Source organism: Streptomyces piniterrae (assembly GCF_005048155.1).
Classification (GTDB): Bacteria; Actinomycetota; Actinomycetes; order Streptomycetales; family Streptomycetaceae; genus Streptomyces; species Streptomyces piniterrae.
Window position 1 is genome coordinate 94,392 of the sequence record NZ_SUMB01000006.1, and the last position, 26,662, is coordinate 121,053.

The 26,662-nt window shown below is 71.0% G+C and carries 19 protein-coding genes; 11 read left to right on the plus strand and 8 right to left on the minus strand.

Translation table 11 applies throughout. The features are described 5' to 3' along the window. Positions 1-6 precede the first annotated feature (6 nt). The 3 genes from nuoL to nuoN are packed head-to-tail and all read left to right on the plus strand — an operon-like array spanning position 7 to position 5,258. A complete protein-coding gene (nuoL, locus tag FCH28_RS18880; RefSeq protein ID WP_136741250.1) occupies positions 7-1,917 on the plus strand; it encodes an NADH-quinone oxidoreductase subunit L in 1,911 nt (636 codons plus the stop codon). A 3-nt stretch (positions 1,918-1,920) separates the two neighbouring features. Beyond that, positions 1,921-3,609 carry an NADH-quinone oxidoreductase subunit M gene (locus FCH28_RS18885; protein ID WP_136741251.1) on the plus strand — a complete coding sequence of 563 codons (1,689 nt, stop codon included), beginning with the start codon at positions 1,921-1,923 and terminating at the stop codon, positions 3,607-3,609. After that, positions 3,606-5,258 (plus strand): NADH-quinone oxidoreductase subunit NuoN, encoded by a 1,653-nt coding sequence (gene nuoN, locus FCH28_RS18890; protein ID WP_136741252.1) that lies wholly within the window; start codon positions 3,606-3,608, stop codon positions 5,256-5,258. The genes FCH28_RS18885 and nuoN overlap by 4 nt, the downstream gene beginning before the upstream one ends. Positions 5,259-5,339: 81 nt before the next feature. On the opposite strand, the gene FCH28_RS18895 is transcribed toward nuoN, so the two are convergent. Continuing rightward, on the minus strand, positions 5,340-5,831 hold the full coding sequence (locus FCH28_RS18895) for a hypothetical protein (RefSeq protein WP_136741253.1): 492 nt from the start codon (positions 5,829-5,831) through the stop codon (positions 5,340-5,342). A gap of 272 nt (positions 5,832-6,103) precedes the next feature. Next, positions 6,104-7,345 (minus strand): fumarylacetoacetase, encoded by a 1,242-nt coding sequence (gene fahA / locus FCH28_RS18900; protein WP_136741254.1) that lies wholly within the window; start codon positions 7,343-7,345, stop codon positions 6,104-6,106. 405 nt (positions 7,346-7,750) lie between these two features. On the opposite strand from fahA, the gene FCH28_RS18905 reads away from it, so the two are divergent. The 6 genes from FCH28_RS18905 (at position 7,751) to FCH28_RS18930 (ending at position 15,429) form a co-directional block, all read left to right on the plus strand. Further along, complete coding sequence (locus FCH28_RS18905) at positions 7,751-9,019, plus strand: carboxylate--amine ligase (RefSeq protein ID WP_246102996.1); 1,269 nt, start codon at positions 7,751-7,753, stop codon at positions 9,017-9,019. A gap of 110 nt (positions 9,020-9,129) precedes the next feature. Further along, positions 9,130-10,344 (plus strand): FAD-dependent oxidoreductase, encoded by a 1,215-nt coding sequence (locus tag FCH28_RS18910; RefSeq protein ID WP_136741255.1) that lies wholly within the window; start codon positions 9,130-9,132, stop codon positions 10,342-10,344. 341 nt (positions 10,345-10,685) lie between these two features. Further along, positions 10,686-11,699, plus strand: a complete 1,014-nt coding sequence (locus tag FCH28_RS18915) for a polyprenyl synthetase family protein (protein WP_136741256.1) — start codon at positions 10,686-10,688, stop codon at positions 11,697-11,699. Positions 11,700-12,014: 315 nt separating this feature from the next. Further along, complete coding sequence (locus tag FCH28_RS18920; RefSeq protein ID WP_136741257.1) at positions 12,015-13,301, plus strand: LolA family protein; 1,287 nt, start codon at positions 12,015-12,017, stop codon at positions 13,299-13,301. A gap of 189 nt (positions 13,302-13,490) precedes the next feature. Continuing rightward, the gene (locus tag FCH28_RS18925) at positions 13,491-14,570 is read left to right on the plus strand and encodes an ABC transporter ATP-binding protein (RefSeq protein WP_136741258.1); all 1,080 of its coding nucleotides are present in this window, start codon (positions 13,491-13,493) and stop codon (positions 14,568-14,570) included. After that, positions 14,557-15,429 carry an ABC transporter permease gene (locus tag FCH28_RS18930; RefSeq protein WP_136741259.1) on the plus strand — a complete coding sequence of 291 codons (873 nt, stop codon included), beginning with the start codon at positions 14,557-14,559 and terminating at the stop codon, positions 15,427-15,429. The genes FCH28_RS18925 and FCH28_RS18930 overlap by 14 nt, the downstream gene beginning before the upstream one ends. Here FCH28_RS18930 and rarD read toward each other — a convergent pair. The 6 genes from rarD to FCH28_RS18960 form a co-directional block, all read right to left on the minus strand. Continuing rightward, the gene (rarD, locus tag FCH28_RS18935) at positions 15,419-16,489 is read right to left on the minus strand and encodes an EamA family transporter RarD (protein ID WP_187363870.1); all 1,071 of its coding nucleotides are present in this window, start codon (positions 16,487-16,489) and stop codon (positions 15,419-15,421) included. The genes FCH28_RS18930 and rarD overlap by 11 nt on opposite strands. Before the next feature lie 794 nt (positions 16,490-17,283). Then, on the minus strand, positions 17,284-18,378 hold the full coding sequence (locus FCH28_RS18940) for a 2-oxoacid:ferredoxin oxidoreductase subunit beta (RefSeq protein WP_136741261.1): 1,095 nt from the start codon (positions 18,376-18,378) through the stop codon (positions 17,284-17,286). After that, positions 18,371-20,323, minus strand: coding sequence for a 2-oxoacid:acceptor oxidoreductase subunit alpha (locus FCH28_RS18945; RefSeq protein WP_136741262.1), 1,953 nt, complete (start codon positions 20,321-20,323; stop codon positions 18,371-18,373). The genes FCH28_RS18940 and FCH28_RS18945 overlap by 8 nt, the downstream gene beginning before the upstream one ends. 294 nt (positions 20,324-20,617) lie before the next feature. Next, positions 20,618-21,277 (minus strand): response regulator transcription factor, encoded by a 660-nt coding sequence (locus FCH28_RS18950; protein WP_136741493.1) that lies wholly within the window; start codon positions 21,275-21,277, stop codon positions 20,618-20,620. A 260-nt stretch (positions 21,278-21,537) separates the two neighbouring features. Beyond that, positions 21,538-22,851, minus strand: coding sequence for a sensor histidine kinase (locus tag FCH28_RS18955; RefSeq protein ID WP_136741263.1), 1,314 nt, complete (start codon positions 22,849-22,851; stop codon positions 21,538-21,540). Positions 22,852-23,043: 192 nt separating this feature from the next. After that, positions 23,044-24,267: a sensor histidine kinase gene (locus FCH28_RS18960; protein WP_136741264.1), complete on the minus strand. Its 1,224-nt coding sequence runs from the start codon at positions 24,265-24,267 to the stop codon at positions 23,044-23,046. Positions 24,268-24,451: 184 nt separating this feature from the next. On the opposite strand from FCH28_RS18960, the gene FCH28_RS18965 reads away from it, so the two are divergent. After that, complete coding sequence (locus FCH28_RS18965) at positions 24,452-24,979, plus strand: RDD family protein (RefSeq protein WP_136741265.1); 528 nt, start codon at positions 24,452-24,454, stop codon at positions 24,977-24,979. Between the two features lie 163 nt (positions 24,980-25,142). Continuing rightward, entirely contained in the window at positions 25,143-26,495 is a 1,353-nt protein-coding gene (locus FCH28_RS18970) for an EsaB/YukD family protein (RefSeq protein WP_136741266.1), read from the plus strand. Positions 26,496-26,662: the final 167 nt, after the last annotated feature.

Genomic DNA, 26,662 nt, shown 5'->3' on the forward strand with positions numbered 1-26,662 from the left:
CACAAAGTGGAGAACTTGATCGCGCTGCTTGTCGCGGCACCGCTGGTCGGTGCGGCCCTGCTGTTGTGCGGCGGCAAACGACTGGACCGCACCGGCGCCTGGATCGGCTCGCTCTTCGCGGTGGCGTCGTTCGCCGTCGCGGCGGTGCTCTTCGCCGACATGCTCGGCAAGTCCGCCGAGGACCGTGCCGTCCACCAGCATCTGTTCAGCTGGATCCCGGTCGGCGGCTTCCAGGCCGATGTCGGCTTCCAACTCGACCAGCTGTCGATGACCTTCGTCCTGCTGATCACCGGTGTCGGATCCCTGATCCACATCTACTCCATCGGCTACATGGAGCACGACGAGCGGCGCCGCCGCTTCTTCGGCTACCTCAACCTGTTCCTCGCGGCGATGCTGCTGCTCGTCCTCGCCGACAACTACCTTCTGCTGTACGTCGGCTGGGAGGGCGTCGGCCTCGCCTCGTACCTGCTCATCGGGTTCTGGCAGCACAAGCCCAGCGCGGCCACCGCCGCCAAGAAGGCGTTCCTCGTCAACCGCGTCGGTGACGTCGGCCTGTCCATCGCGATCATGCTGATGTTCACCACATTCGGGACCTTCGCCTTCGGGCCGGTGCTCGCCGCCACCGGCGACACCTCCGAGGGCAAGCTGACGGCCATCGGGCTGATGCTGCTGCTGGCCGCCTGCGGCAAGTCGGCGCAGGTGCCGCTGCAGTCCTGGCTCGGCGACGCGATGGAGGGCCCGACACCCGTCTCGGCCCTGATCCACGCCGCCACGATGGTCACCGCCGGCGTGTATCTGATCACCCGCTCCGGGGCGATCTTCAACGCGGCGCCGGACGCCCAGACCGCCGTCGTCGCGGTCGGTGCGGTCACGCTCCTCTTCGGTGCGATCGTCGGTTGCGCCAAGGACGACATCAAGAAGGCGCTGGCCGGCTCGACGATGTCGCAGATCGGCTACATGATCCTCGCCGCCGGCCTCGGCCCGATCGGCTACGCCTTCGCGATCATGCACCTGGTCACCCACGGCTTCTTCAAGGCCGGCCTGTTCCTCGGCGCCGGCTCCGTGATGCACGGCATGAACGACGAGGTGGACATGCGCCACTACGGCGGCCTGCGGAAATACATGCCGGTCACCTTCGTCACCTTCGGCCTCGGCTATCTCGCGATCATCGGCTTCCCCGGCCTGTCCGGCTTCTTCTCCAAGGACAAGATCATCGAGGCGGCGTTCGCCAAGGGCGGCACCGAGGGCTGGATCCTCGGCGGCGCCGCCCTGCTGGGCGCCGCGATCACCGCGTTCTACATGACGCGGGTGATGCTGATGACGTTCTTCGGCGAGAAGCGCTGGGCTGAGACACCGGGCGCTGCCGCGCCGGGGCAGCAAGTCCAGCATCCACACGAGTCGCCGAAGGTCATGACGATCCCCATGATCGTGCTGGCCGTCGGATCGGTCTTCGCGGGCGCCCTGTTCAGCGTCAACGAAGCCTTTGTGACATGGCTGGAGCCGGTCACCTCGTTCGCGCACGGCCACTCCCCGCTCAGTGCCACCGCGATCACCGCCTCGACGATCGTGGTGCTCCTCATCGGTGTCGGCCTCGCCTGGCAGATGTACGGCCGCAAGCCCGTCCCGGCCGTCGCGCCGCGCGGCTCGCTGCTGACCCGGGCGGCCCGCCGCGATCTGCTCCAGGACGACTTCAACCACATCGTCCTGGTGCGCGGCGGCGAGCACCTCACCCGCACGCTGGTCTACCTCGACCACTCCGTGGTTGACGGCGCGGTCAACGGCACGGCGGCCTCGATGGGCGGACTCTCCGGCCGGCTGCGCCAGTTGCAGAGCGGCTTCGTCCGCTCGTACGCGGTCCAAATGCTGGGCGGAGCCGCCGTCCTCGTCGCCGCGACCCTGCTGATGAGGGGTGTCTGAACCATGGCGGACTTTTCCTTCCCCCTGCTGACGGCAACCGCCGCGGTACCGGCGATCGGGGCGGTCGCCACCGCCGCGGTGCCCGCCGCCAAGCGCACCGCTGCCAAATGGCTGGCGCTGCTGTTCTCGCTGGCCACCTTCGTACTGGCCGTGGTGATCGCGGTCCGCTTCCGGCCCGGCGCCGAGGGCCCGTACCAACTCACCGAATCGCACGCCTGGATCCAGGACTTCGGCGTCCGCTACGAACTCGGCGTCGACGGCATCGCGGTCGCCCTGATCGCGCTGACCGCCCTGCTGATCCCGTTCGTGATCCTGGCGGGCTGGCATGACGCCGACCCCCTGGAATCTGCATCCGACAGTGGCTCCGCCGCGGGCTCCAACAGCCGCTGGCGGCCCACCCAGGGCTTCTTCGCGCTGATCCTGGCCGTCGAGGCGATGGTGATCCTCTCGTTCGAGGCCACCGACGTCTTCCTCTTCTACATCTTCTTCGAAGCCATGCTGATCCCGATGTACTTCCTCATCGGCGGCTTCGGGGACCGGGCCGGGGCGCACGGCGAGGAACAGGCCGCCACCCAACGGTCGTACGCCGCGGTGAAGTTCCTGCTCTACAACCTCGCCGGCGGACTGATCATGCTGGCCGCGGTGATCGGTCTGTACGCCGTCACCGCCGACCAGCTCGGCAGCGGCACCTTCTCGCTCCAGCAGATCGTCGAGGCGCGGACGTCCGGCAAGCTCGACTTCGGCACCGGCACGGAGCGGCTGCTGTTCCTCGGCTTCTTCTTCGCCTTCGCGGTGAAGGCGCCGCTGTGGCCGCTGCACACCTGGCTGCCCAACGCCATGGGTGAGTCGACCTCGCCGGTCGCGGTGCTGATCACCGCGGTGGTCGACAAGGTCGGCACCTTCGCGATGCTCCGCTTCTGCCTCCAGCTCTTCCCGGAGGCCAGCAGCTGGGCCACCCCGGTGATCCTGGTGCTCGCCCTGATCAGCGTGATCTACGGCGCGCTGCTCGCGGTCGGCCAGCGGGACATCAAGCGGCTGATCGCCTACGCCTCGATCTCCCACTTCGGCTTCATCATCCTGGGCATCTTCGCGATGACGACCCAGGGCCAGAGCGGTGCCACGCTCTACATGGTCAACCACGGCATCTCCACGGCCGCGCTGATGCTGGTCGCCGGCTTCCTGATCACCCGCCGCGGCTCGCGGCTGATCGCGGACTACGGCGGCGTGCAGAAGGTCGCCCCGGTCCTCGCCGGCACCTTCCTCATCGGCGGTCTGGCGACCCTGTCGCTACCCGGCCTGGCCCCGTTCATCAGCGAATTCCTGGTCCTGGTCGGCACGTTCAGCCGCTATCCGGTGATCGGGATCATCGCCAGCGTCGGCATCGTCCTCGCCGCGCTCTACGTCCTCGTCCTCTACCAGCGGACGATGACCGGGCCGGTGAAGGCCAAGGTGGAGGGCATGCCCGACCTCAGGGCCCGGGAGCTGGTGGTGGTCGCGCCGCTGATCGCGCTGCTGCTCTTCCTCGGGGTGTACCCCAAGCCGCTCACCGACATCGTCAATCCGGCGGTCGATCACACCCTGTCCGTCGTGGACAAGAAGGACCCCAAGCCCGCAGTGCGGGTGGACGCCGTGCCCGGTGCAGGCCGGCCCGGCCACGCCGTGCATGATCAAGAGGTGGAGGCCGCGAAGTGAGTTCCGTGGCAAGTGTCCACAGCCTGTGGACAGTGGCGGCCGAGCTGCCGGGCAAGATCCCGGCGCCGCGCATCGAATACGGCCAGCTGTCCCCGACGCTGATCGTCCTCGGTGCCGCGGTGGTCGGCGTCCTGATCGAGGCGCTGCTGCCGCGCCGCAGCCGCTACTACGCCCAGCTGCTGGTGTCCGTGGTGGCGCTGGCCGCCGCGTTCGCCGCGGTCATCGGCCTGGCGGCCGGCGGCTTCGGCTCGTCCAAGGCCGGGATCGCCGCGATGGGCGCCATCGCCGTCGACGGTCCCGCGCTGTTCCTGCAGGGCACGATCCTGCTGGTGTCCCTGGTCGCGGTCTTCACCTTCGCCGAGCGCCGGCTCGACCCGGCGGCACACGGCAACCGGGTGGACTCCTTCGCCGCCCAGGCCGCCGCCGTCCCCGGCGGCGAAGCCGAACAGGCCGCGGTCAAGGCCGGGTTCACCACCACCGAGGTCTTCCCGATCGTCCTCTTCGCGATCGGCGGCATGCTGGTGTTCCCGGCGGCCAACGACCTGCTGACCCTCTTCATCGCCCTGGAGGTCTTCTCCCTCCCGCTGTACATCCTGTGTGCGGTGGCCCGCCGCCAGCGCCTGCTGTCGCAGGAATCGGCGATGAAGTACTTCCTGCTCGGCGCCTTCTCCTCGGCCTTCCTCCTGTTCGGCATCGCCCTCCTGTACGGCTACGCCGGCACGGTCACCTACGCCGGGATCGCCGAGGTCATCGCCGACGGCGCCAAGCAGATCGACCCGGCGCTGGCCGGCACGATGGGCAATGACGCGCTGCTGCTGATCGGCGCCGCGCTGGTGCTGATGGGCCTGCTGTTCAAGGTCGGCGCGGTCCCGTTCCACATGTGGACGCCGGACGTATACCAGGGCGCCCCGACCCCGGTCACCGGCTTCATGGCGGCCGCCACCAAGGTCGCGGCCTTCGGCGCGCTGCTGCGCCTGCTGTACGTCGTACTCCCCGGCATGCGCTGGGACTGGCGGCCGGTGATGTGGGGCGTCGCGATCGTCACGATGCTGGGCGGCGCGATCGTCGCCATCACCCAGACCGACATCAAGCGGCTGCTGGCCTACTCCTCCATCGCGCACGCCGGCTTCATCCTCGCCGGTGTCATCGCCACCAGTGAGGACGGCATCTCCTCGGTGCTCTTCTACCTCGCCGCCTACTCCTTCGTGACGCTCGGCGCCTTCGCCGTCGTCACCCTGGTGCGGGACGCCGGTGGAGAGGCGACGCATCTGTCCAAGTGGGCGGGCCTGGGCCGGCGTTCGCCCCTGGTGGCGGCGGTCTTCGCGGTCTTCCTGCTGGCCTTCGCCGGTATCCCGCTGACCTCCGGCTTCGCCGGAAAGTTCGCGGTCTTCAAGGCGGCGGCGCAGAGCGGCGCGGGCTGGCTGGTCGTGGTCGGCGTGATCTCCTCGGCGATCGCCGCGTTCTTCTACATCCGGGTGATCGTGCTGATGTTCTTCAGCGAGCCGAAGGCGGAGGGCCCGACCGTCGCGGTGCCCAGCCCGCTGACGACCATGGCCATCGCGGTCGGCGTGGTGGTCACGCTGGCGCTCGGCCTGGCGCCGCAGTACTTCCTCGACCTGGCCGGCCAGGCGGGAGTCTTTGTGCGCTGAGGACGACGCGCCGCCGTACGTATCAACGGCCGCCGCCCGGCACCCTCTTGGGGGTTGCCGGGCGGCGGTCTGTCGTACGGGTCAGCTCTTGGGCATGCTGGGCACGCCGCTCGGCAGCTCGGGCATGTCGGGGATCTTCACGCTGCCGTCGGTCGACTTGGTGTACTTCTCGGTCGGGCCGTTCTTCCAGTCGACCGTCAGGCTCTTGCCGTCGGCGCCCGGCTTGAGCGTGCCCATCGTCCGGGTGTCGTCCCCGTTGGTGCACTTGAGGGCGGCCATGGTCGTGCCCGCCATCTCCTGGACCTTGCCGAGACAGGCCGCCTTGGTGCCGTTGCTGAGCGCGACGGTGCCCTTGGTGATCGCGAGTATCAGCTTGCCGTCGGAGGAGTCCGCTTCCCAAGCGCCGTCGACCGCCGCGCCGTTCGCCGGCTTGTCGGCACCGCCCGGAGTCGACGGGCCGCTCTCCGGCGACTTGCTCGGCGGGGTCTCCTTGTCGCCGCCGCTGCTTCCGCAGCCGCTGAGCAGCATCGCGGCGATGGCGGCCGCCCCGGCGATCTGCGTTGCCTTGCGCACGTACATCTCCTCCGTTGTGGGACAGGGAGACGTGAGGCTAGCAAGCCGGTAGCCGGCCCGGGGAGGCCGTGCAGAACGAGGACGGGATTGCGGCAACGCCGGTACGGAGTTGGTGTGCGGTCGTGACGTAGCAGCCTTGCGGGGCGGTTGAATTGGGATGTATGTGAGGTTTTGGTGCATGTTGACGTCGTACGTCCAGGGGGAGGCCGGGCGGACCGGGCCGGCTCCCTGCCCGTCATGTCGCATCACGGGCAGGGGGCGGCCGCGGCGACCTACCTGCCCAGGTCGGGCGCCGGCAGGACCCGCCCGACGACCTCTCCCAGACCGATTCGGGCGCCGTCCGGCCCCGGTGCCCACGCGGTGAGAGTGACCTCGTCGCCGTCCTGGAGGTAGGGGCCCTTGCCCTGGGTGAGTTCGAGCAGACAGCCCAGCTGGTCGGGCTCGGGGCCGGAGACCGTCCCGGAGGCGAACAGATCGCCGGTGCGCAGCGAGGCGCCGTTGACCGTCATATGGGCCAGCTGCTGGGCGGCCGTCCAGTACATCGCGGAGAACGGCGGCCGGGAGACCGTCTCACCGTTGATGCTCACCTCGATGCGCAGGTCGATGCCGCCCGCTTCACCAGCCGAGTCGTCGAGGTAGGGCAGCAGCGGGAAGTCCCGGGCAGGCGGCTGCGTACGGGCTTCGTCGAGGGCGTCGAGCGGGGTGATCCACGCGGACACGGAGGTCGCGAAGGACTTGCCCAGGAAGGGGCCGAGCGGGACGTACTCCCAGGCCTGGATGTCGCGCGCGGACCAGTCGTTGACCAGGCAGACGCCGAAGACATGGTCGCGGAAGCCGTCGAGGCCGACCGGTTCGTGGAGGGTGGACGGCGTGCCGACGACGAAGCCGACCTCGGCTTCGATGTCCAGACGGGCGGACGGGCCGAAGGTCGGCGCCGCGTCGTCCGGGGCCTTGCGCTGGCCATTGGGGCGGACGACCGGTGTGCCGGTGACGACGATGGTGCCGGACCGGCCGTGGTAACCGATCGGCAGATGCTTCCAGTTGGGGGGCAGCGCCGCGCCGTTGGGGCGGAAGATCCGGCCGACGTTGGTGGCGTGGTGCTCGCTGGCGTAGAAGTCGACGTAGTCGGCGACCTCGAAGGGGAGGTGCAGGGTGACGTCGGCCAGCGGGCGCAGCAGCGGCGTCACGGCGGTGCGGTGCGCGGGGTCCGTCACCGCGGCGCGGATGGCCGCGCGGACCTCCTGCCAGACGCTACGGCCGGCGGCCAGCAACGGGTTGAGGGTCGGCGCGGCGAGCAGCTCGGCGTGCGGCGCCCGTACGACGGCGGGCAGCGCGCCCGGCAGGGCGCCGAGGTCCAGGACATGGCGGCCGAAGCGGACGCCGATCCGGCGCCGGCCGGGCGTGTCCGCCGTACTGAACACGCCGTAGGGGAGGGTGTACGGGCCGAAGGGATCGCCTTCTGCCAGGTCGAACGGGCTCTGCTCCGCGCTCTGCTCCGGGCGCTGATCGGGCATGGACAGCTCCTCGCGTTCGTCGTCGCCGGTGGGCGGCCGGGCCGGCCTGGTGTCGGGTGACCGGGCCGGTCGGTCGGCGGTCCGCCGGGCTCGGTGATCCCGGTCGGTCCGACGATCAGGGTACGGCGGGGCGGGCGAGGCGGGGGCGGGCTGTGGATAACCCCGCCGCTCCCTTGAGAGCGCGAAACCGCCTCCCCCGCCCCCTCCCCCTCTCCCCCTTCGGGGGAGGGGGCGGGGGGTGGGTTCGGGGGTGGGGGGACACGACCGCCGTCGAGCCGGCACCTCACACCTCTCTCGCCCCACCCCGCGCAATGTCCTGAAAGGCCTTGCCGCACTACACAATTCGGGCCTAGCGTCCTTAGCGGGCACGGGCGGGCGGAACTCTGCCGGTGGGGGGGGTACACGTTGGCTCTCAGTGGCGCGCGGCCTGCGCGGCAGGCGCTCGCGATCGACCGGAGCGTTCCGGCGCTGATCGTGAAGATCGGCGCATACCCGCTCCACCATGGCGGCGTGGGCGCGATCCGCAGCCTGGGGCGGCTCGGCGTGCCCATATACGCCATCACCGAAGACCGCTGCACGCCCGCCGCGGCCTCCCGCTATCTGAAGGGCCGCTTTGTGTGGCCGACCACCGGGCGCGAGGATCCGGGCCGCCTGGTGGACGGGCTGCTGCGGATCGGCCGGCGCATCGGCCGGCCGACGGTACTGGTCCCGACCGACGAGGAGGCGGCCGTACTGATCGCCGAGCATGCCGCCGCGCTCGCCGGGCCGTTCCGCTTCCCCCGGGTGGCGGCCGGCCTGCCCCGCAGGCTGGCCAGCAAACAGGGGCTGCACGAGCTCTGCGTCGAGCACGGGGTGCCGTCACCGGCGGCCGCCTTCCCCCGCTCGTACGCGGACATCGAGGCCTACGCCGGGCAGGCCCGCTTCCCGGTGGTCGCCAAGAATCGTGAGGCGTTCCTGCGGCGCCGGCGGCCCGCGGTCGCCGGGACGACCCGGATCGGCGGGCCGTCCCAACTGCTGGCCCTGGCGCGCGGCTGGGGCCCGCGGCCGGGCGTGATCCTCCAGGAGTATCTGCCGCGGGAGGACGCCGAGGACTGGATCGTGCACGCGTATGCCGACGCGTCCGGCGCGGCGCTCGCGCTGTTCACCGGGGTCAAGGTGCGCTCCTGGCCCCCGTACGCCGGCATGACGGCCTGCGCGTATGTCGTCGACAACCCCGAACTGGCCCAGATGACGGCCCGGTTCGTCGAACGGATCGGCTTCAGCGGGACCGCCGACCTCGACTGGCGCCTCGACCGCAGGGACGGCCGGTACAAGCTGCTGGACTTCAACCCCCGGATGGGCGCACAGTTCCGGCTCTTCGAGAACGCGGCCGGGGTGGATGTCGTACGCGCCCAGCATCTGGATCTCACCGGGCGCGCCGTCCCGCAGGGCGACCAGCGGGCCGGGCACCGCTTCGTCGTCGAGAACATCGATCTGCCCGCGCGGCTCGTCTACCGGGGCCGCCGTACGGCACCGCACACCCCGAGGCGGCCGGCCGGCACGGAACTGGCGTGGTTCGCGGCCGACGATCCGCTGCCGTTTTTCACCATGCTCGCCCGGTGCGTCGGGCCCGGCGCCCGGCACCTGGCGGAGCTGCGGCGCACCCGGAGAGCGGCGGCACAACACCGGCGCTGAGGACGAAAACACCGAACGCCGAGGACACCGAAGACACCGAACGCCGAGGACACAGCACCACACACCCCACAGCAGCACCACTGACGCACCCACCCAGGGGAGGCATCGAAGTGAGCACTCCGGTAGCGGTCATCGGGGCCGGCCCGTACGGCCTGTCGACGGCCGCGCATCTTCGGGCGCGCGGTGTGCCGGTGCGGGTCTTCGGGGAGCCGATGGTGAGCTGGCGGGCGCGGATGCCGGCGGGCATGCTGCTCAAGTCGACCCCCGGCGCGTCCAGCATCGATGCCCCGCAGCCCGGCCACACCCTCGGCGACTTCTGCGCGGCCACGGGGGAGGGCGGCTACGAGTCCGACTGGGACGTCATCCCGGTGGAGACCTTCGTCCGGTACGGGCAGTGGGTGCAGGAGCGGCTGCTCCCGGGGCTGGAACGGGTCCGGGTCGTCTCGGTAGACCGCGGGTCCGACGGCTTCGAGCTGACACTGGACAGCGGTGAGCGGGCCGCCGCGCGCGCCGTGATCGTCGCCACCGGACTCACCGGGATCGCGTATCTGCCGCCCGAGCTGGCCGCCGCCGTCCCGGAGGGGCCATCAGCCAAGGGCCCGGTGTCGCACAGCTCGCAGCATCACGATCTGTCGGCGCTGGCCGGCCGGGACGTGGTCGTGGTCGGCGCCGGGCAGTCGGCCCTGGAGAGCGCCGTGCTCCTGGCGGACGCGGGCGCGGCGTCCGTACGGGTGGTGGCGCGCGGGCGCGCGGCCGTGGGCTTCGGGGCGCCGCCGGACCGCCAGCCCCGCCTCCGGCCGCGGACGCCGTTCGGCAACGCCTGGTCGCTGTACGCGCTGACCTATTACGCCGGGGGGTTCCGTCATCTCCCGGCGCCCGCGCGCCGCTTCCTGGTGCGGCGGGTGCTCGGCCCGTTGGGCGCGTGGTGGCTGCGGGACCGCTTCGTGGGGCGGGTACGGGTGACCCAGGGGACGCGGATCGTACGGGCCCATATCCGGGACGGCCGTCCGGTGCTGGCACTCCGGGGCGGCGGGGCCGCCGCGCACGCCCCCCACGCCGAACTCACCGCCGACCATGTCCTGGCCGCGACCGGCTACCGGATGGACCTGGCGGCGCTGGACTTCCTGGGCCGGCGGCTGCGCACGGAGATCGCGGTGCGGGCCGGCGGGCCGCTGCTGGACGCCGGCTTCGGCTCTTCCGTGCCGGGTCTGTACTTCACCGGGCTGCCGGCGGCCGCGTCGTTCGGGCCGGTGATGCGCTTCGTGTGCGGCACGGAGTTCGCCTCGCCGCGACTGGCGCACGCGGTGGCGCGGGCGTACGGGTGAGACGCCCTCCTGGGGCACGAGCCTCCCGCTCCCCTACGGGGTCGCCAGGGGCCTTCCGCTCCCCTACGGGATGCGTCCTGCGCCCTCCCGGAGCACGCGCGTCCCCTTTTCTTGACGCGGACGCCTCCCGAGGTGCACGTCTCTGACACGATCTCTCCGCCATGCCAAACGCCCAGCAACGGGGGATCAGGAACATACCGGCCGGCAGGTCGGCGCGCTTCCCGGTGGTTCGGGGGGCGGGCGCTCACGGTGATCGAAGTGCGACCGGATACGCTGGCCAATGGTGGAGACAGCGACAGATCGACAATAGGTTTGATCGTCAGCAGACAGGAGTACCCCTCGTGACCGTCGTCGGGCCCTTCGGGCTGAGCGTGCGGGACCAGGCTCTTGAGGCCCATGTCCAGGCCGGATTGGCGGCTGTCGAGGAGGGCCTGCTGGAGGCCACCAAGAGCGACGTGCCGTTCATCACCGAAGCCGCGCAGCATCTCGTGCGCGCGGGAGGCAAGCGGTTCCGGCCGCTGCTGGTGATGCTGGCCGCGCAATTCGGTGACCCGCACAGCCCCGGCGTGGTGCCGTCGGCCGTCGTCGTCGAGCTGACGCACCTGGCCACGCTCTATCACGACGACGTGATGGACGAGGCCGATGTGCGCCGCGGCGTGCCCAGCGCCAACGCCCGCTGGGGCAACTCCGTCGCGGTCCTGACCGGCGACTTCCTCTTCGCCCGCGCCTCGCACATCCTCGCCGACCTCGGGCCCGAGGCGGTCCGGATCCAGGCCGAGGCGTTCGAGCGCCTGGTGACCGGCCAGATCCTGGAGACCGCGGGCCCGCGCGACGGGCACGACCCCATCGAGCACTATCTGGACGTCCTCGCCGGCAAGACCGGCTCGCTGGTCGCCGTTTCGGGCCGCCTCGGGGCGATGATGTCCGGTGCCGACGAGTCGGTCGTCAACATCCTCACCCAGTACGGCGAGCGGCTGGGCACCGCGTTCCAGCTGGCGGACGACGTGCTGGACATCGCCAGCGACTCCCACGAGTCCGGCAAGACGCCCGGCACGGACCTGCGGGAGGGCATCCCGACGCTGCCGGTGCTGCATCTGCGCGCGCTGGCCGAGGGCGACTCCGGTACGGCCGAGGACCGCGCGCTGTGCGATCTGCTGGCCGGCGATCTCACCGACGACGTCCGGCATGCCGAGGCGCTGGCCGGGCTGCGCGCCCACCCGGCGCTGGAGCAGGCCCGTCTGGACACCGTGCGCTACGCCGAGGAGGCCCGCGCGACGCTGGCGCCGCTGCCGTCCTGCATGGCCAAGACGGCACTTGAGGGGCTGTGCGACTCGGTGGTGCACCGCGCGGGATAGCTGCGCGGCGTGAGCGCGTGGCACCGCCGCCACAGCCCGCACCACCTGCCCGCCGCTCCCACTCCCGATATGACGCCCCGTCATGTCGCAGGTTCCCCTAGGGGCCCGGTCGGACTCAGGTTGTACGGTCCCCGCCGTCAGGTGATCTGGCGTCATACCTCAGCAGTACGACGAGTTGCTTCCGCGGGCTGACGCTTTTTGCCGGGCGGTTTGGTGGGATGGAAAGCACCACAGCACGGCGGACGGCTCACCATGAGCCCGGGGGTGGGCGAGTGCATCGCGCAGCGACCGCCGCATACGACGGAGGTACGGCACATGCCACGGAACGAACCGACGGAGGGCACCGACGAATGGGGCGGGGAGCGTTCACCGAAGCGCCGTAAGGCGGTGCGGTACGGGGTGCCGGTCGCGGTGGTGGGGGTTACGGCGGCGACGATCGGGCTGGTCCCGGCGTTCGCCGGCGTCGGTTCGCCCGATCTGCCGAAGATCTCGGCGCAGGATCTGGTCGCCAAGATCGCCACTTCCGATGTCCAGCAGCTGTCCGGCACGGTCCGGATCAGTACGGACCTGGGCCTGCCCGGCCTGCCGGGCGGTGTCGGTGCCGGCGCGTTCGGCGGCGACGGCCCGAGCGGTGGCGCGCAGGGCGAGGACGGCGCGTCCGCGTCCCCGCAGAACAAACTGATGGAGCTGGCGTCCGGTGCGCACACGCTGCGCGTCGCCGCCGACGGCCCCGACAAGCAGCGGGTGTCGATCGTCGACAAGGCCGCCGAATACAGCTTCATCCACAACGGCGCCGAGGTCTGGGCGTACGACAGTGGCAGCAACACCGCCGTACACAGCAAGGCGGCCGACGGCGCCAAGCGCGGCAGCCATCACGGGCCGCACCAGGGCCGGCCGGAGGGCCTCCCCAAGGACCTGAAGAACGCCACCCCGCAGGACCTCGCGAAGGAGGCCCTCAAGGCGGCGGGCGACACCACCTCGGTCACGGTCGACGGCACGGCCAGGGTCGCCGGGCGGGATGCCTACCAGCTCGTGATCAAGCCGAAGCAGTCCGGCTCGACCATCGGCGCGATCCGGATCTCGGTGGACGCCGAGAACGGCGTCCCGCTGAAGTTCACCCTCACTCCCAAGAGCGGTGGCGCGGCCGCGATCGACGCGGGCTTCACCAACGTCGACTTCGCCAAGCCCGATGCGGACACGTTCTCCTTCACGCCTCCCAAGGGCGCCAAGGTCGTCGACGGCGACAAGGAGGGCGCGAAGGCGCAGAAGGACTTCGAGGCCGGCAAGGGCTTCAAGGGCCACAAGGGCATGAAGGACTTCAAGCAGGGCCCGGACGGGTTCAACGTCATCGGCAAGGGCTGGACGTCCATCGCCACGATCAAGGGCTCCGGCCAGGGTCTGCCCTCCGGCAAGGAGCAGGACGCCGCCGGCGACGCTGGCAAGTTCCTCGACAGCGTCGGCGACAAGGTGACCGGCTCCTTCGGCTCCGGCCGGGTCTTCAGCACCCGCCTGGTCAACGCCCTGGTGACGGACGACGGCACCATCTACGCCGGCGCCGTCGACAAGCAGTCCCTGATAGCCGCGGCCAACGCCGCGAAGTAAGGGGACGGTGGGAGACGGTCGTTACTGACGGCAGCGACTGAACCGACCGCCGCGCCACCCCGCCCGGGGTGGCGCGGCGCAGCCCGTACCGCACACACCATCCGCCATACGCCGCTTACATCACCCGCCACCCGCCACCCGCCACCCGCTACACGTCACACGCCACACATCACGACACCGGGGGAGCCGATGCCGCAGCCAGCCGCCGCGGGGCCCGCACGCGAACACCGGCCCGCCGGGGACCGGGTGATCGAGACGCGCGGGCTGACCAAGGCGTACCGCGGCGGTCAGCTCGCCGTGGACGGCCTGGATCTGGCCGTACCGCGAGGCAGTGTCTTCGGCTTCCTCGGGCCCAACGGCTCCGGCAAGACCACCACCATCCGCATGCTGATGGGCCTGATCGAACCGACCGCGGGCAGCGCGCGGGTGCTCGGGCAGCCGATGCCCGGCGCCGGCCGCCGGGTGCTCCCCAAGGTCGGTGCACTCATCGAGGGCCCGGCGCTCTACGGCTTCCTCAGCGGCCGCGACAATCTGTGGCGCTTCGACGCCGCGGATCCGACCGCCGATCCCCGCACCCGCGCCGAGCGGGTCGGCCGCGCGGTGGAGCGGGTGGGCCTGGCCGCCGCGGCCGGCAAGAAGGCGCGCGCCTACTCCCTCGGCATGAAGCAGCGCCTCGGGCTGGCCGCGGCCCTGCTCCAGCCCCGTGAGCTGCTGGTTCTCGACGAGCCGACCAATGGCCTCGACCCGCAGGGCATGCGGGAGATCCGAGCGCTGGTCCGTGAGCTGGCGGCGGACGGCACCACCGTCTTCCTCTCCTCACACCTGCTCGACGAGATCGAGCAGGTCTGCACCCATGCCGCGGTGATGGCCCGAGGCCGACTGATCACCCAGGGCACCGTCGCCGACCTCTCCGCCACCGTGCTCGGCTCGCGCGGCCTCGGGAGGCTGACGGTGACGACTCCCGACACGGCGGACGCGGTGCGCGTCCTGAAGGAGCAGGGCGTGACCGACCTCGAAGTCACCGAAGACCGGGTGACGGGCGAGCTCCCGTCCGAGCCGTCCCCTCAGGGCCATCAGAACCCCGCCACCTCCCCCGACTCCCCTCTCTCCTCCGACTCCCCTCTCTCCCCGGACTCCCTCGAACTCGCGGATCTGAACGCCGCGCTCGTCCACGCCGGTGTCCGCGTCCGCGCCTTCGGCACCGAGCGCGCCTCGCTGGAGGACGTCTTTGTGCATCTGACCGGGGAGGGCTTCGATGTCGCAGGCTGACGGGGTGCTGCGCCGCCGACCGCTGTGGTCGCTGGGCCTGCTGCGCAGCGAGATCGGTATGACGTTCCGGCGCTGGCGCACCCTCGCGTTGCTGGCGGTGCTCGCGGGCGTACCGGTCCTGGTCGGCATCGCCGTGAAGATCGAGACCGGCGACGGCGGGTCGGCGGGCGGCGGCGGGGGTGAGGGCGGCCCGGCCTTCCTCTCGCAGATCACCAACAACGGGCTCTTCCTGGTCTTCACCTCGCTCGCGATGACGCTGCCGTTCTTCCTCCCGATGTCCATCGGGGTGATCGCGGGCGACTCCATAGCCGGCGAGGCCACTGCCGGGACGCTGCGCTATCTCCTCGTCGCCCCCGCGGGCCGCACCCGCCTGCTGCTGGTCAAGTACGCCACGACCATGACGTTCTGCCTGGTGGGCACCCTGGTTGTGGCGCTGTCAGCGCTGTTGACCGGCGCGGTGCTCTTCCCGCTGGGCGACGTCACCCTGCTCTCCGGCACCTCCGTGTCCTTCGGCGAAGGGCTGCTGCGCGCGCTGGCCATCGCATGCGTCGTCGCGCTCTCCCTCATAGGCGTGGCCGCCGTCGGCCTGTTCATATCGACGCTCACGACCAGCGGTATCGCGGCGATGGCGACGACGGTCGGCCTGCTGATCACCGTGCAAATCCTGGACACCATCCCGCAGTTGGACGCCATCCAGCCGTATCTCTTCCCGCACTACTGGCTGTCCTTCGCCGACCTGCTCCGCGACCCCGTCTACTGGGACCAGCTGCAGAAAAACCTCGGCCTGCAGGCGCTCTATGCCGTCGTCTTCGGCTCGGCGGCCTGGGCGCGGTTCACCACGCGGGACATCACGGCGTAGGACGGCCGGGGGGAGTGGTCGGGCCAGCGCGGCCCGGCCCCTCCAACGGGGCCGCGGCCCGCGCTCCCTGCGCCGCCTCGGCGACCGCTGCCTCTGCCACCACGGGCTCAACCGCCGCTGTCTCTGCCACCGCCGCCTCGCTCGCGCGAGCCCCAGCGTCGGCAAGTGCCGCCCGGCCTCGTCGGCCGGTCCGCAGCGCATCCCAGGTCAGCACCGCCAGCGCCAGCCACACCAGCGCGAACCCGGCCCAGCGCTCGGGCGGCATCTCCTCGTGGAAGACCGTAAGTCCCAGTACGAACTGGAACGTTGGCGCCAGATACTGCATCATCCCGATCGTCGACAGCGGCAACCGCACCGCCGCCGCGCCGAAGCAGATCAGCGGCACCGCGGTCGCGATCCCGCATCCCGCGAGCAGCAGTGCCAGGCCCACCCCGCCGGTGGTGAAGCCGGAGTCACCGCGCATACCGAGGAAGACCAGAAAACCGAGCGCGGGCAGCGTCTGCATGGCCGTCTCGGCGCTGAAGCCCTCGATACCGTCGAGCTTGATGCCCTTCTTGACCAGCCCATATGTCGCGAACGTGAAGGCCAGCGCGAGCGCGATCCACGGCACCTTGCCGTAGGCGACGGTCATCACGACGACGGCGAGGGCGCCGACACCCACCGCCGTCCACTGCAGCGGCCGCAGCCGCTCCCGCAGCACCAGAACGCCGAAGGCGATGCTGACCAGCGGGTTGATGAAGTAGCCGAGCGAAGCCTCCAGCACATGCCCGGCGTTGACCGCCCAGATGTAGAGGAACCAGTTCACCGAGATGACGGTTGCGCAGACCAGGATCAGCCCGAGCCGCTTGGGCTGACGCAGCAGCGGGCGTATCCAGGCCCATCGGCGCATCACGGCCAGGACGACGACCGCGACGGGCAGCGACCACACCATGCGGTGCGCCATGATCTCGGACGCCGAGGCGGCGCCCAGCAGATGCCAGTAGAGCGGCAGCAACCCCCACATTCCGTACGCGGCGAAGCCGAAGGCGAGTCCTGTGCGCTGTTCGCTTCCAGACTGCAACGGCCCTCCCGGTGGCTCTGCGTCGACCCTGTGAAAGGTAACCCCACACGCTTCCGGTGTCATGCCCGTTTCGGAATACGGTGATTACGGGGCGCGGCGCTTGGGCTTAGCAGGCTTGGTTGCTCGCCGTTGTCGCCTGTCGCGGCGTGGGGGGTTGTCGCCGTTGCGGTCCGCTGCGCTTTGCCTGGGCCGCGTCTTTGGCTGTCCCGCTGTGGGGGTGTCGCGCCGTTGCGCCTGCGGCGGGCGGGGTCGCTGCGCGGGGCTGTCGGGTGCGGTGACGGGCCGCACGACTCCGTCCCGCGGCCCGTCCCCTCCCGTTGGGGTGGGGACGGGGAGGTGGGTGGTGCGTGGGGGTGCGTTGCCGGGTGCGGGGCGTCGTGCGCGATTCCGTTGCCCCGGTCCCGCCCCTTCCCGAAACCGGGGCCAGGCCCCGGACCCCGAAACCGGGGCGAGGCCCCGGGCCCCCGAGGGGTCCGCTGAGGGACCACCGGCGGATCCCAGCACGGCACGGCTCCCGGACCACAAGCCGCAGCCGACGGCGTACGGCAAGCCCCACCATCTCCCACCACCCACCCACGGGAGGGGCCGGAACTCATGACGGAGTCCTGAGTTCCGGCACCGCAGCCGAAAAGCCCCGCGCAGCGGCAACAGCCCACACCAGCCACAACGGCGGGAAAGCCAGAGACGCGGCCCAGGCAAAGCGCAGCGAACCGGCCCCGCGCAGCGGCAACCGCCCACACCAACCACAACGGCGGGACAGCCGAAAACGGCCCAGGCAAAGCGCAGCGAACCCGCTAGCCCACGACCGTCCAAGTGTCATTGCCCGCCAGGAGCGCGGCCAGGTCGCCCTTGCCCTTTTGTTCGATGGCCGTGTCGAGCTGGTCGGACATCAGGGTGTCGTAGACGGGGCGGTCGACATTGCGCAGCACACCGATGGGGGTGTGGTGCAGCGTGTCGGGGTCGGCGAGCCGGGAGAGGGCGAAGGCGGTGGTGGGCGAGGGGTTGTGCGCGTCGTGCACCAGCACGTCCGCCGCGCCCTCCGACGCCACGTCGATGACCTTGAGGTCGCCGGTGGCCGGGTCGCGGACGACGCCCTTGGAGCCGAGCCCGTCGGCGGCCGGGGCGCCGAAGCGGATCGGCTGGCCGTGCTCCAGGCGGATCACGGCCTCCTGGGCCCGCTCCTTGTCCTTGAGGGCCTCGAACGCGCCGTCGTTGAAGATGTTGCAGTTCTGGTAGATCTCCACCAGTGCCGTACCGGGGTGGGCGGCGGCCTCGCGCAGCACCGAGGTGAGGTGCTTGCGGTCGGAGTCGACGGTGCGGGCCACGAAGGACGCCTCGGCGCCGATCGCCAGGGAGACCGGGTTGAACGGGGCGTCCAGCGACCCCATCGGCGTCGACTTGGTGATCTTGCCGACCTCGGAGGTGGGGCTGTACTGGCCCTTGGTCAGACCGTAGATCCGGTTGTTGAACAGCAGGATCTTGAGGTTGACGTTGCGGCGCAGCGCGTGGATGAGGTGGTTGCCGCCGATGGACAGCGCATCGCCGTCACCGGTGACGACCCATACGGACAGATCGCGCCGCGAGGAGGCCAGGCCGGTGGCGATGGCCGGGGCGCGGCCGTGGATGGAGTGCATCCCGTAGGTGTTCATGTAGTACGGGAAGCGGGAGGAGCAGCCGATGCCGGAGACGAAGACGATGTTTTCCTTCGCCAGGCCGAGCTCGGGCATGAAGCCCTGGACGGCGGCGAGGACGGCGTAGTCACCGCAGCCGGGGCACCAGCGCACTTCCTGATCGGACTTGAAGTCCTTCATGGACTGCTTGGCGTCGGCCTTGGGCACCAGGGACAGCGCCTCGATCTGCGAGGAGCCCTCCGAGATCGTCTCAGTCATTGATGGCCTCCTTAAAGACCTCCGCGAGCTGCTCGGCCTTGAACGGCATTCCGCTGACCTGGGTGTGCGAGCGCGCGTCCACCAGGTACTTGGCGCGCAGCAGAGTGGCGAGCTGTCCGAGGTTCATCTCCGGCACGATCACCTTGTCGTAACGCCTCAGGACGTCGCCGAGATTCCGCGGGAAGGGGTTGAGGTGGCGCAGATGGGCCTGCGCGATGCGCTCCCCTGCGCCCCGTACGCGCCGTACCGCCGCGGTGATCGGACCGTACGTCGACCCCCAGCCCAGGACGAGGGTGCCCGCGCCCTTGCCGTCCTCGCCGGCCGGATCGTCGACCTCGACGTCGGGGACGTCGATACCGTCGATCTTCGCCTGGCGGGTGCGCACCATGAAGTCGTGGTTGGCCGGGTCGTAGGAGATGTTGCCCGTGCCGTCCTGCTTCTCGATGCCGCCGATGCGGTGCTCCAGGCCCGGCGTGCCCGGCACCGCCCACGGGCGGGCCAGGGTCTGCTCGTCGCGCTTGTAGGGCCAGAACACCTCGGTGCCGTCCGCCAGCTGGTGGTTGGTCCCGGAGGCGAACTGGACGCGCAGGTCGGGCAGTTCGTCGACGTCCGGGATCCGCCACGGCTCGGAGCCGTTGGCCAGATAGCCGTCGGACAGCAGGAAGACGGGGGTGCGGTAGGTGAGCGCGATACGGGCCGCGTCCAGCGCTGCGTCGAAGCAGTCGGCGGGGGTCTGCGGCGCCACGATCGGCACCGGCGCCTCGCCGTTGCGCCCGAACATCGCCTGGAGCAGGTCGGCCTGCTCCGTCTTGGTGGGCAGACCCGTGGAGGGGCCGCCGCGCTGGATGTCCACGATCAGCAGTGGCAGCTCAAGGCTGACCGCGAGCCCGATGGTCTCCGATTTCAGAGCCACACCGGGGCCCGAGGTGGTCGTGACCGCCAGCGCGCCGCCGAACGCCGCACCCAGGGCCGCGCCGATTCCGGCGATCTCGTCCTCCGCCTGGAACGTCCGTACACCGAAGTTCTTGTGCTTGGACAGCTCGTGCAGGATGTCGGAGGCCGGGGTGATCGGGTACGAGCCCAGGTAGAGCGGCAGGTCCGCCTGCTGCGAGGCGGCGACCAGTCCGTAGGACAGCGCGAGATTCCCCGAGATGTTGCGGTAGGTGCCGGTCGGGAAGGCCTTTGTGGCCGGTGCGACCTCGTACGAGACCGCGAAGTCCTCGGTGGTCTCACCGAAGTTCCAGCCGGCCCGGAACGCCGTGACATTCGCCTCGGCGATCTCCGGCTTCTTTGCGAACTTCGAGCGCAGGAACTTCTCGGTGCCCTCCGTCGGCCGGTGGTACATCCACGACAGCAGACCCAGCGCGAACATGTTCTTGCTGCGCTCGGCCTCCTTCCGGGACAGCCCGAATTCCTTGAGCGCCTCGATCGTCAGCGTGGTGAGCGGCACCGGATGGACGTTGTACGCCGACAGCGAGCCGTCCTCCAGCGGGCTGGTCGCATAGCCGACCTTGGCCATCGGGCGCTTGGTGAACTCGTCGGTGTTGACGATGATCTCCGCGCCGCGCGGCACATCCGCGAGGTTCGCCTTCAGCGCGGCCGGGTTCATCGCCACCAGCACGTTCGGCGCGTCGCCGGGCGTGAGGATGTCGTGGTCGGCGAAGTGCAGCTGGAAGCTGGAGACGCCCGGCAGGGTCCCGGCGGGGGCCCGGATCTCGGCGGGGAAGTTCGGCAGCGTCGACAGGTCGTTACCGAACGAAGCCGTCTCTGATGTGAACCGGTCACCCGTGAGCTGCATACCGTCACCGGAGTCGCCGGCGAACCGGATGATCACCCGGTCCAGACGCCGGACTTCCTTGCCTCCGCCGCCGTCGCCGGATGCGCGCTGTTCCCCGACAAGCGCTCCGTCGGCCTGCTCGGCTGGGCTACTGACCTGGCTCGTCACTGCTTCGGACCTCCCTCGAGGGGTGCGGCGTCCCCGCCTGAGGCAGGGCTCGGGACGTGTCGTACCGACTGGTTGTCCCATATCCATCGTACGTGGGTAAGGGTGACCTTCCCTGGGTCGATCACATGCTGGACGTCCAGCTGAGACGCTGTCCTGGCGCGTTTTGTCATGAAATCACCGCCCCCGTTACCTCTTCTGTATGACGCTCCGGACTCGTCCTTTGGTTCTACGACCAAAGCCCTGGTCCGCGGTCTGCGTCGCCCCGGCCTGCATAACTGACAGGGTGTCAGATGGTCAGGAGTTGAGATAGGTGAGCACCGCGAGCACCCGCCGGTGATCCCCGTCACTCTGCGACAGCCCGAGTTTCAGGAAGATATTGCTGACGTGCTTCTCCACCGCGCCGTCGCTGACCACCAGCTGCCGGGCGACCGCGGAGTTCGTCCGGCCCTCGGCCATCAGCCCCAGCACCTCCCGCTCCCGCGGTGTCAGATGGGCCAGCACATCCTGTTTCCGGCTGCGGCCGAGCAGCTGCGCGACCACCTCCGGGTCCAGCGCGGTGCCACCCTCGGCGACCCGCACCACCGCGTCGACGAACTCCCGCACCTCGGCCACCCGGTCCTTGAGCAGATAGCCGACGCCCCGGCTCGAACCGGCCAGCAGCTCCGTCGCGTATTGCTCCTCGACGTACTGCGAGAGCACCAGCACCCCCAGGTCAGGGTGGTCCCGGCGCAACCGGATCGCGGCCCGCACCCCCTCGTCGGTGTGCGTCGGCGGCATCCGTACGTCCGCGACCACCACATCCGGCAGCGCGCCCTCGTCCGCCAACTCCCTGATGGCCTTGATCAGCGCCTCGGCGTCGCCCACACCCGCCACGACATCGTGCCCCCGGTCGGTCAGCAACCGCGTCAGGCCCTCCCGAAGCAGCACCGAATCCTCGGCGATGACCACCCGCACCCTGTCCTCCACGGTCCCGACTCCCCCATGCCTCGTCACTCCCCACCCTGCCAGCCACAGCATCCCAGCATTCGGACGGTGACGCGGCGAGTGACGGGCGATTGGAGCGGGGGACGGGCGAGGAGGTCGGGAGGACGGGCGCGGGGACGGGCGGGGAGGTGGGCGAGGAACCGACGGCCGGGGCCGGACCCCCGTCCCGGCCCCGGCCGCCGGTTGCCGGCGGCCGACAGCAGCCGGCCGCTAGCCGCCCGGACCGGCCGTCACCCGCGCCACGGCAGTTCGGCGGTTATGGACGTCGGGCCGCCGTTCGGCGAGTCCAGGACCAGCAGCCCGTCGACGGCGTGGAGTCGCTCGGCGAGCCCGGCCAGACCGCTGCCGACCTCGGTGTTCGCACCGCCCCGGCCGTCGTCCCGGACCAGCAGCATGATCCGGTCCGCGGTGTGCCAGACATCCACCGTCGCGCTCGTCGCCCGTGCGTGCCTCGACACGTTCTGCAGCAGCTCGGAGACGGTGAAGTAGGCGATTCCCTCGATCGCCGCGGCCGGGCGGCGGTCCAGTTCGACGCTCACCGTCACCGGCACCGTGCAGCGCGCGGCCAGCGCGGAGAGCGCCGGGCCGAGCCCCCGGTCGGTCAGGATCGCCGGGTGGATTCCGCGGGCCAGATCCCGCAGCTCCTGGAGCGCGATCTTCACCTCGCCGTGTGCCTCGTCCACCATCTTCGCGGCGGCCTCGGGATCCTCCGCCAGCTTCTCCTTGGCCAGGCCCAGATCCATGGCGAGAGCGACCAGCCTGGCCTGCGCGCCGTCGTGCAGATCGCGCTCGATGCGCCGGAGATCGGCCGCCGCGGTGTCGACCACGACCCCGCGGTCCGACTCCAGCTCCGAGACCCGGCTGGCGAGGGAGGACGGGCCCAGCAGCCCATGGACCATGACCCGGTCCACCTGCGTCAGCCCATGGATCACCCACGGCCCCGCCATCACGATCAGCAGCCCGACGGCGCTGGTGAGCCCTGTCTCCAGCGGAGTGTCGAGGTAGAGACCATGGCCGTATCCGTCGCCCATGATCTGGATGCCGGGCTGGCCCAGGTAGTCCGGGAACGTCCACCGCCACAGCGGATAGGCCAGCAGTCCCCAGCCCACGGCCCAGAAGGTCGTCGCGAAGATGAAGGCGAACAGCGCCCACGGGAAGTGCAGGAACGAGTAGAGAAGGTGCCGCCAGGAGGCCCCGCTCTTCAGCACCGCCCCGACCCATGCCAGCAGGCCCGGCTTGGCGGCGCGGACCGGCTCGGGCTCGGCCACCTCCTGCCCCAGCAGCGCGCGGGCTCGCGCCCGCTCCAGACCGCCCAGCGCACGGGTTCCGGCCAGCCCGCCCGCCAGCACCGGAATGCCCAGGAACGTCACCAGCAGGCCGGCGCCGAGCGAGATCACCGTTATCGCGTACGCGAACATCAGGACGGCCAGCGGGACGCTCAGGAAGAGGTAGAGGTACCCCCGCCAGGCGTGCCCGGAGAACGGGGCCCGCAGCCCCATGGGCACCCGGGAGCCGCGAGGCTGCGGTGCGTATGCGGTATCCATCGTCTCGTCGTCCGTTCTGCCGTGTCCGGTCTCCGTACGCGATTCCTGCCACGTCCGCCGAGCCGGCTCTCTTCGCCTACGTCCAGGGTCCGGTTCCGGCGCCGCCCGCACCATGAGGGTTTTCTCAGTCTTCTGCGGGGGTTTTCCCCACCCCCGGCCTGTGGCTGGGCGCAAAAACGCAGGTCAGGGCGGTCAGTCGCCGGCCGCGCCCGCCGCGCCCGCTGCACCCTCCGCCCGCGGCCGCCACGGCAGCTCCGCCGTCACCCGCGTGGGCCCGCCGGCCGGCGAATCCAGCATGAACAGGCCGTCCACGGCCCCCAGCCGATCGGCGAGCCCGGCCATCCCGCTGCCGCCGTCCAGCCGCGCACCGCCCCGCCCGTCGTCCTGCACCTGGATCAGCAGCCGGTCCGCCGACCGCCACACCTCCACCTCCGCCCGCCGCGCCGCACTGTGCTTCGAGACGTTCTGGAGCAGCTCGGAGACGGTGAAGTAGGCGATGCCCTCGATGGCGGGCGCGGGCCGCTCCTCCAGGTCGACGGAGGTGGTGACCGGCACCGTGCAGCGGCCGGCCAGCGAGGTCAGTGCGGGGCCCAGCCCGCGGTCCGTGAGGATCGCCGGATGGATGCCCCGGGCCAGATCCCGCAGTTCCTGAAGCGCCAGCTTCACCTCGCCGTGTGCCTCGTCCACCATCGCCGCCACGCTTTCGTCGGCCTGGCCCTCCAGGAGCTTCTCCTTGGCCAGCCCGAGGCCCATGGCGAGCGCGACCAGCCGGGCCTGTGCGCCGTCGTGCAGATCGCGTTCGATGCGGCGGAGGTCGGCCGCGGCCGTGTCGGTGACCGTCATCCGGTCCGACTCCAGCTCGGCGATCCGCCGCTCCAGCTCGTCGGACGGCGAGAGCAGCCCGCGCACCATGGCCCGGTCCACGTTCGTCAGCCACCGGGCCAGCCACGGCAACACCGGCCACGCCACGAACAGCGAGACGAAGGTGAGCGTGAAGGTGAGGAGGGCCCAGGGCAGCCGGATGAACGCGAACAGCGCGTGCCGCCAGGCGACCGGGTCCTTCAGACACGTCCACAGCCACGGGAAGAACCCCCGCTCGCCCGGTCGCAGTCCGCTCGGCTCCGGCACCCGCACCCCGAGCAGTACCCGTGCCCGCGCCCGCTCCAGCCTCCCGTACTGCCGGCATGCCATCAGCCCCGCCGCCAACAACGGCAGCCCGATCACCGTGACGGACAGCCCGAGCCCCAGCGCGAGCCAGACCACGACCAGGGCGAACGCGGCCACACCCAACGGGAAATTGGACAGAAGGTATGCGATTTCCCGCCAGGTCCAGGCGTTGAGAGGTGCTCTGGGAGCAGGTGGTGAGGTGCCGTCAAGGGCGCCATGAGCAGCACTGGGCCGGGAATTGTCCGTCATGCGCCCAAGCCTGCACCGGCCGCGGCCTCGCGTGCCATGGGGTACGTAGGGTGCCGGGGGGTGGGGTTTGCCCTACCCCCAGCACCCCACCCCCCACCTCGCCCGGGTAACCGTTTGCGATCGATTGCCGTGCGACACGGGAACCCGTTTGTGCCGGACGTGGAAGCCGTATTGGATCAAGCCCATGAGTGGATTTCCGCCGCCACAGGGCGAGTTCGGCCCCCCGCCGGCGCCCGCGTACGCGTACCCGCCGCAGGTCAGTGGCCCGAGCGAGCAGATGCTGGCCAATCAGGGGGCCCGGCTCGGCGCGCGGCTCCTGGACATTTTGTTCGTCTTCGTCCTGATGGCCGTGGTGGCCGGTGGTTCCGCCCTGGTCCACGCGATGGCTCCGGGGAGCGAGGCGCTGGGTGTGATCACCGGAGTGATCGCCATCATCTCCCTGGTCGTGCTGGTGTTTCACGAGCCCTTCATGAACTGGAAGTTCGGCGGCACCCTCGGGAAGCAGATCTGCGGACTGCGGGTCGCGCGGCTCGAGGACGGGCGGAACATCTCGCTCGGCCGTGCCTTCGGCCGGTTCCTCGTGGTCTTCCCGATGGGCTTTGTGCCGTTCCTGTCGCTGCTGAACCTGCTGTGGTGCTGCTGGGACAAGCCGTACCGGCAGTGCCTGCACGACAAGGCGGCGACCACGGTGGTGGTCAAGCGCGCCCCGTGAGCGCCCCATGAGTGGCTCTTGAGCGTCTCGTAAGCCGGCCTCCCCGTAGCCCATGCCGCCGCGTTGGCGCAGGTTAGTGCCTATCTCGTTATCCACAGGGTGGACACCGCGCGGCGGCGGGACCGTATTGTGATGCGGATAGGAACGGGAGAGGCGAGGAACGATGGGGACGGGCGTGTCCGCGGGGGCGGGGCAGCGGAGCGGCCTCAGCCGGGTGACGCTGGTCGGTGAGCGACGGCGCGTCGAGCTCGTCGTACCCGCGCAGGAGTCCATAGGGGCGCTGCTGCCCGACATCCTTCGGCTGCTCGGCGAACGGGCGGGCAGCGGTCCCTCGGCGCGCCGGCTGGTCACGTCCCATGGCGCGGTGCTCGCGCCGCACGACTCGTTGGCCTCCGCCAAGGTGCCCGAGGGCGCCGTGCTGCGGCTCATACGGGAGATGGACGGGGCGTCCGCGTCCCCCGAGCCGGGCCTCGCGGACGAGGCGGCCGACCCCCTCGACGTCCGTGGTTGGGGCTGGGGCGAGCGGACCAGCGTCTGGACGGCGGTGACGGCGAGCGTGCTGCTCGCGGCGGTCGCCGGTGTGTGCGCGGCCGTCTGGTACGGGGACGGCGGCACCGCTCTCTGGCTCGGTATAGCCGCCGTGTTCGTCGTGGCCGCCGGTGCGGCGATCGGCGCCCTGGCCGGCCGCACCGGGCAACACGCCCCGGCCGCCGCCCTGTTGCTGGCCGGTGGCGCCCTCGGCCTGATCGCCGCCTGGCAGGCGGCATCGGGCGGCAGCGCCCGGCTGGCCTCCGTCGGACTGACGGCCGCCGCCGTGCTCGCGCTCCTCGGCCTCTGCACGCCCCTGGGGCGCGGCGGCCTGATCGGCGCGGCCTCGGTCGCGCTCGCGGTAGGCGGCTGGGAACTGGGGCTGGCGCTGACCACCCCAGCCCGTACGGGAGTTGCGCTCGGCTTCGTCTCCGTCCTCGTCCTCGGATATCTGCCGCGGCTCGCCCTGATGGCGGCCGGTCTGACCCGGCTGGACGACCAGCGCTCCGGTGGCACCCCGGTCAGCCGGCACCAAGTGGCAGCCGCACTGGGCGCAACGCATCGCGGGCTCGCCCCGGCCACCGTCGCCATGGCGCTCTCGGCCGGCGCGGCGGGCGTGCTGGCGGCGGGTGCGTCCGGCGTCTGGACCGTGCTCGTCGCCGTCCTCCTGTGCGTCGTGTTGTTCTCGCGGGCGCGCGCCTACCCGCTGGCGGTGGAGGTCGTCGCGCTGCTGGCGGCGGGCATGGCCGTGTGCGTACGGCTTGTTCTGCTGTGGGCGACGGACGGCGGGGCGGCGGCGGGCGCCCTGGTGGCGCTGTGCGCGCTGGCGGCGCTTCCCGTCGCCGGCCTCGCGGTGCGCGTGCCGGAGCCCGTACGGGCACGGTTGCGGCGGTGGCTGGACATGGTCGAGTCGATCGGTGTGATGGCGCTGATCCCGGTGGCGCTGGGGGCCTTCGGGGTCTACAGCTTGCTGCTGGGCGGGTCCTGACCGAGAAGGGCGGGGGAGAGGCCATGTCGGCGGAGCCGGGGTCGCTGTCGGGGACCGGGTCGGGAGCGGGCGCGGACGCGGGAGTGGGGACGGGCGCGGGGACGGGCGCGGGATCGTCACCGTCACCGCAGTCGCCACCGCCATCGGATGCGTATGCGTATGCGCAT

Bases quoted from the DNA above. Each gene is read 5' to 3' on its own strand.
- FCH28_RS18885 (WP_136741251.1), top strand. From the start codon at position 1,921: ATGGCGGACTTTTCCTTCCCCCTGCTGACGGCAACCGCCGCGGTACCG.
- fahA (WP_136741254.1), bottom strand. From the start codon at position 7,345: ATGCCCGATCAGCGCCCGGAGCAGAGCGCGGAGCAGAGCCCGTTCGAC.
- FCH28_RS18920 (WP_136741257.1), top strand. From the start codon at position 12,015: ATGCCACGGAACGAACCGACGGAGGGCACCGACGAATGGGGCGGGGAG.
- FCH28_RS18925 (WP_136741258.1), top strand. From the start codon at position 13,491: ATGCCGCAGCCAGCCGCCGCGGGGCCCGCACGCGAACACCGGCCCGCC.
- FCH28_RS18930 (WP_136741259.1), top strand. From the start codon at position 14,557: ATGTCGCAGGCTGACGGGGTGCTGCGCCGCCGACCGCTGTGGTCGCTG.
- FCH28_RS18940 (WP_136741261.1), bottom strand. From the start codon at position 18,378: ATGACTGAGACGATCTCGGAGGGCTCCTCGCAGATCGAGGCGCTGTCC.
- FCH28_RS18955 (WP_136741263.1), bottom strand. From the start codon at position 22,851: ATGGATACCGCATACGCACCGCAGCCTCGCGGCTCCCGGGTGCCCATG.
- FCH28_RS18960 (WP_136741264.1), bottom strand. From the start codon at position 24,267: ATGACGGACAATTCCCGGCCCAGTGCTGCTCATGGCGCCCTTGACGGC.
- FCH28_RS18965 (WP_136741265.1), top strand. From the start codon at position 24,452: ATGAGTGGATTTCCGCCGCCACAGGGCGAGTTCGGCCCCCCGCCGGCG.
- FCH28_RS18970 (WP_136741266.1), top strand. From the start codon at position 25,143: ATGGGGACGGGCGTGTCCGCGGGGGCGGGGCAGCGGAGCGGCCTCAGC.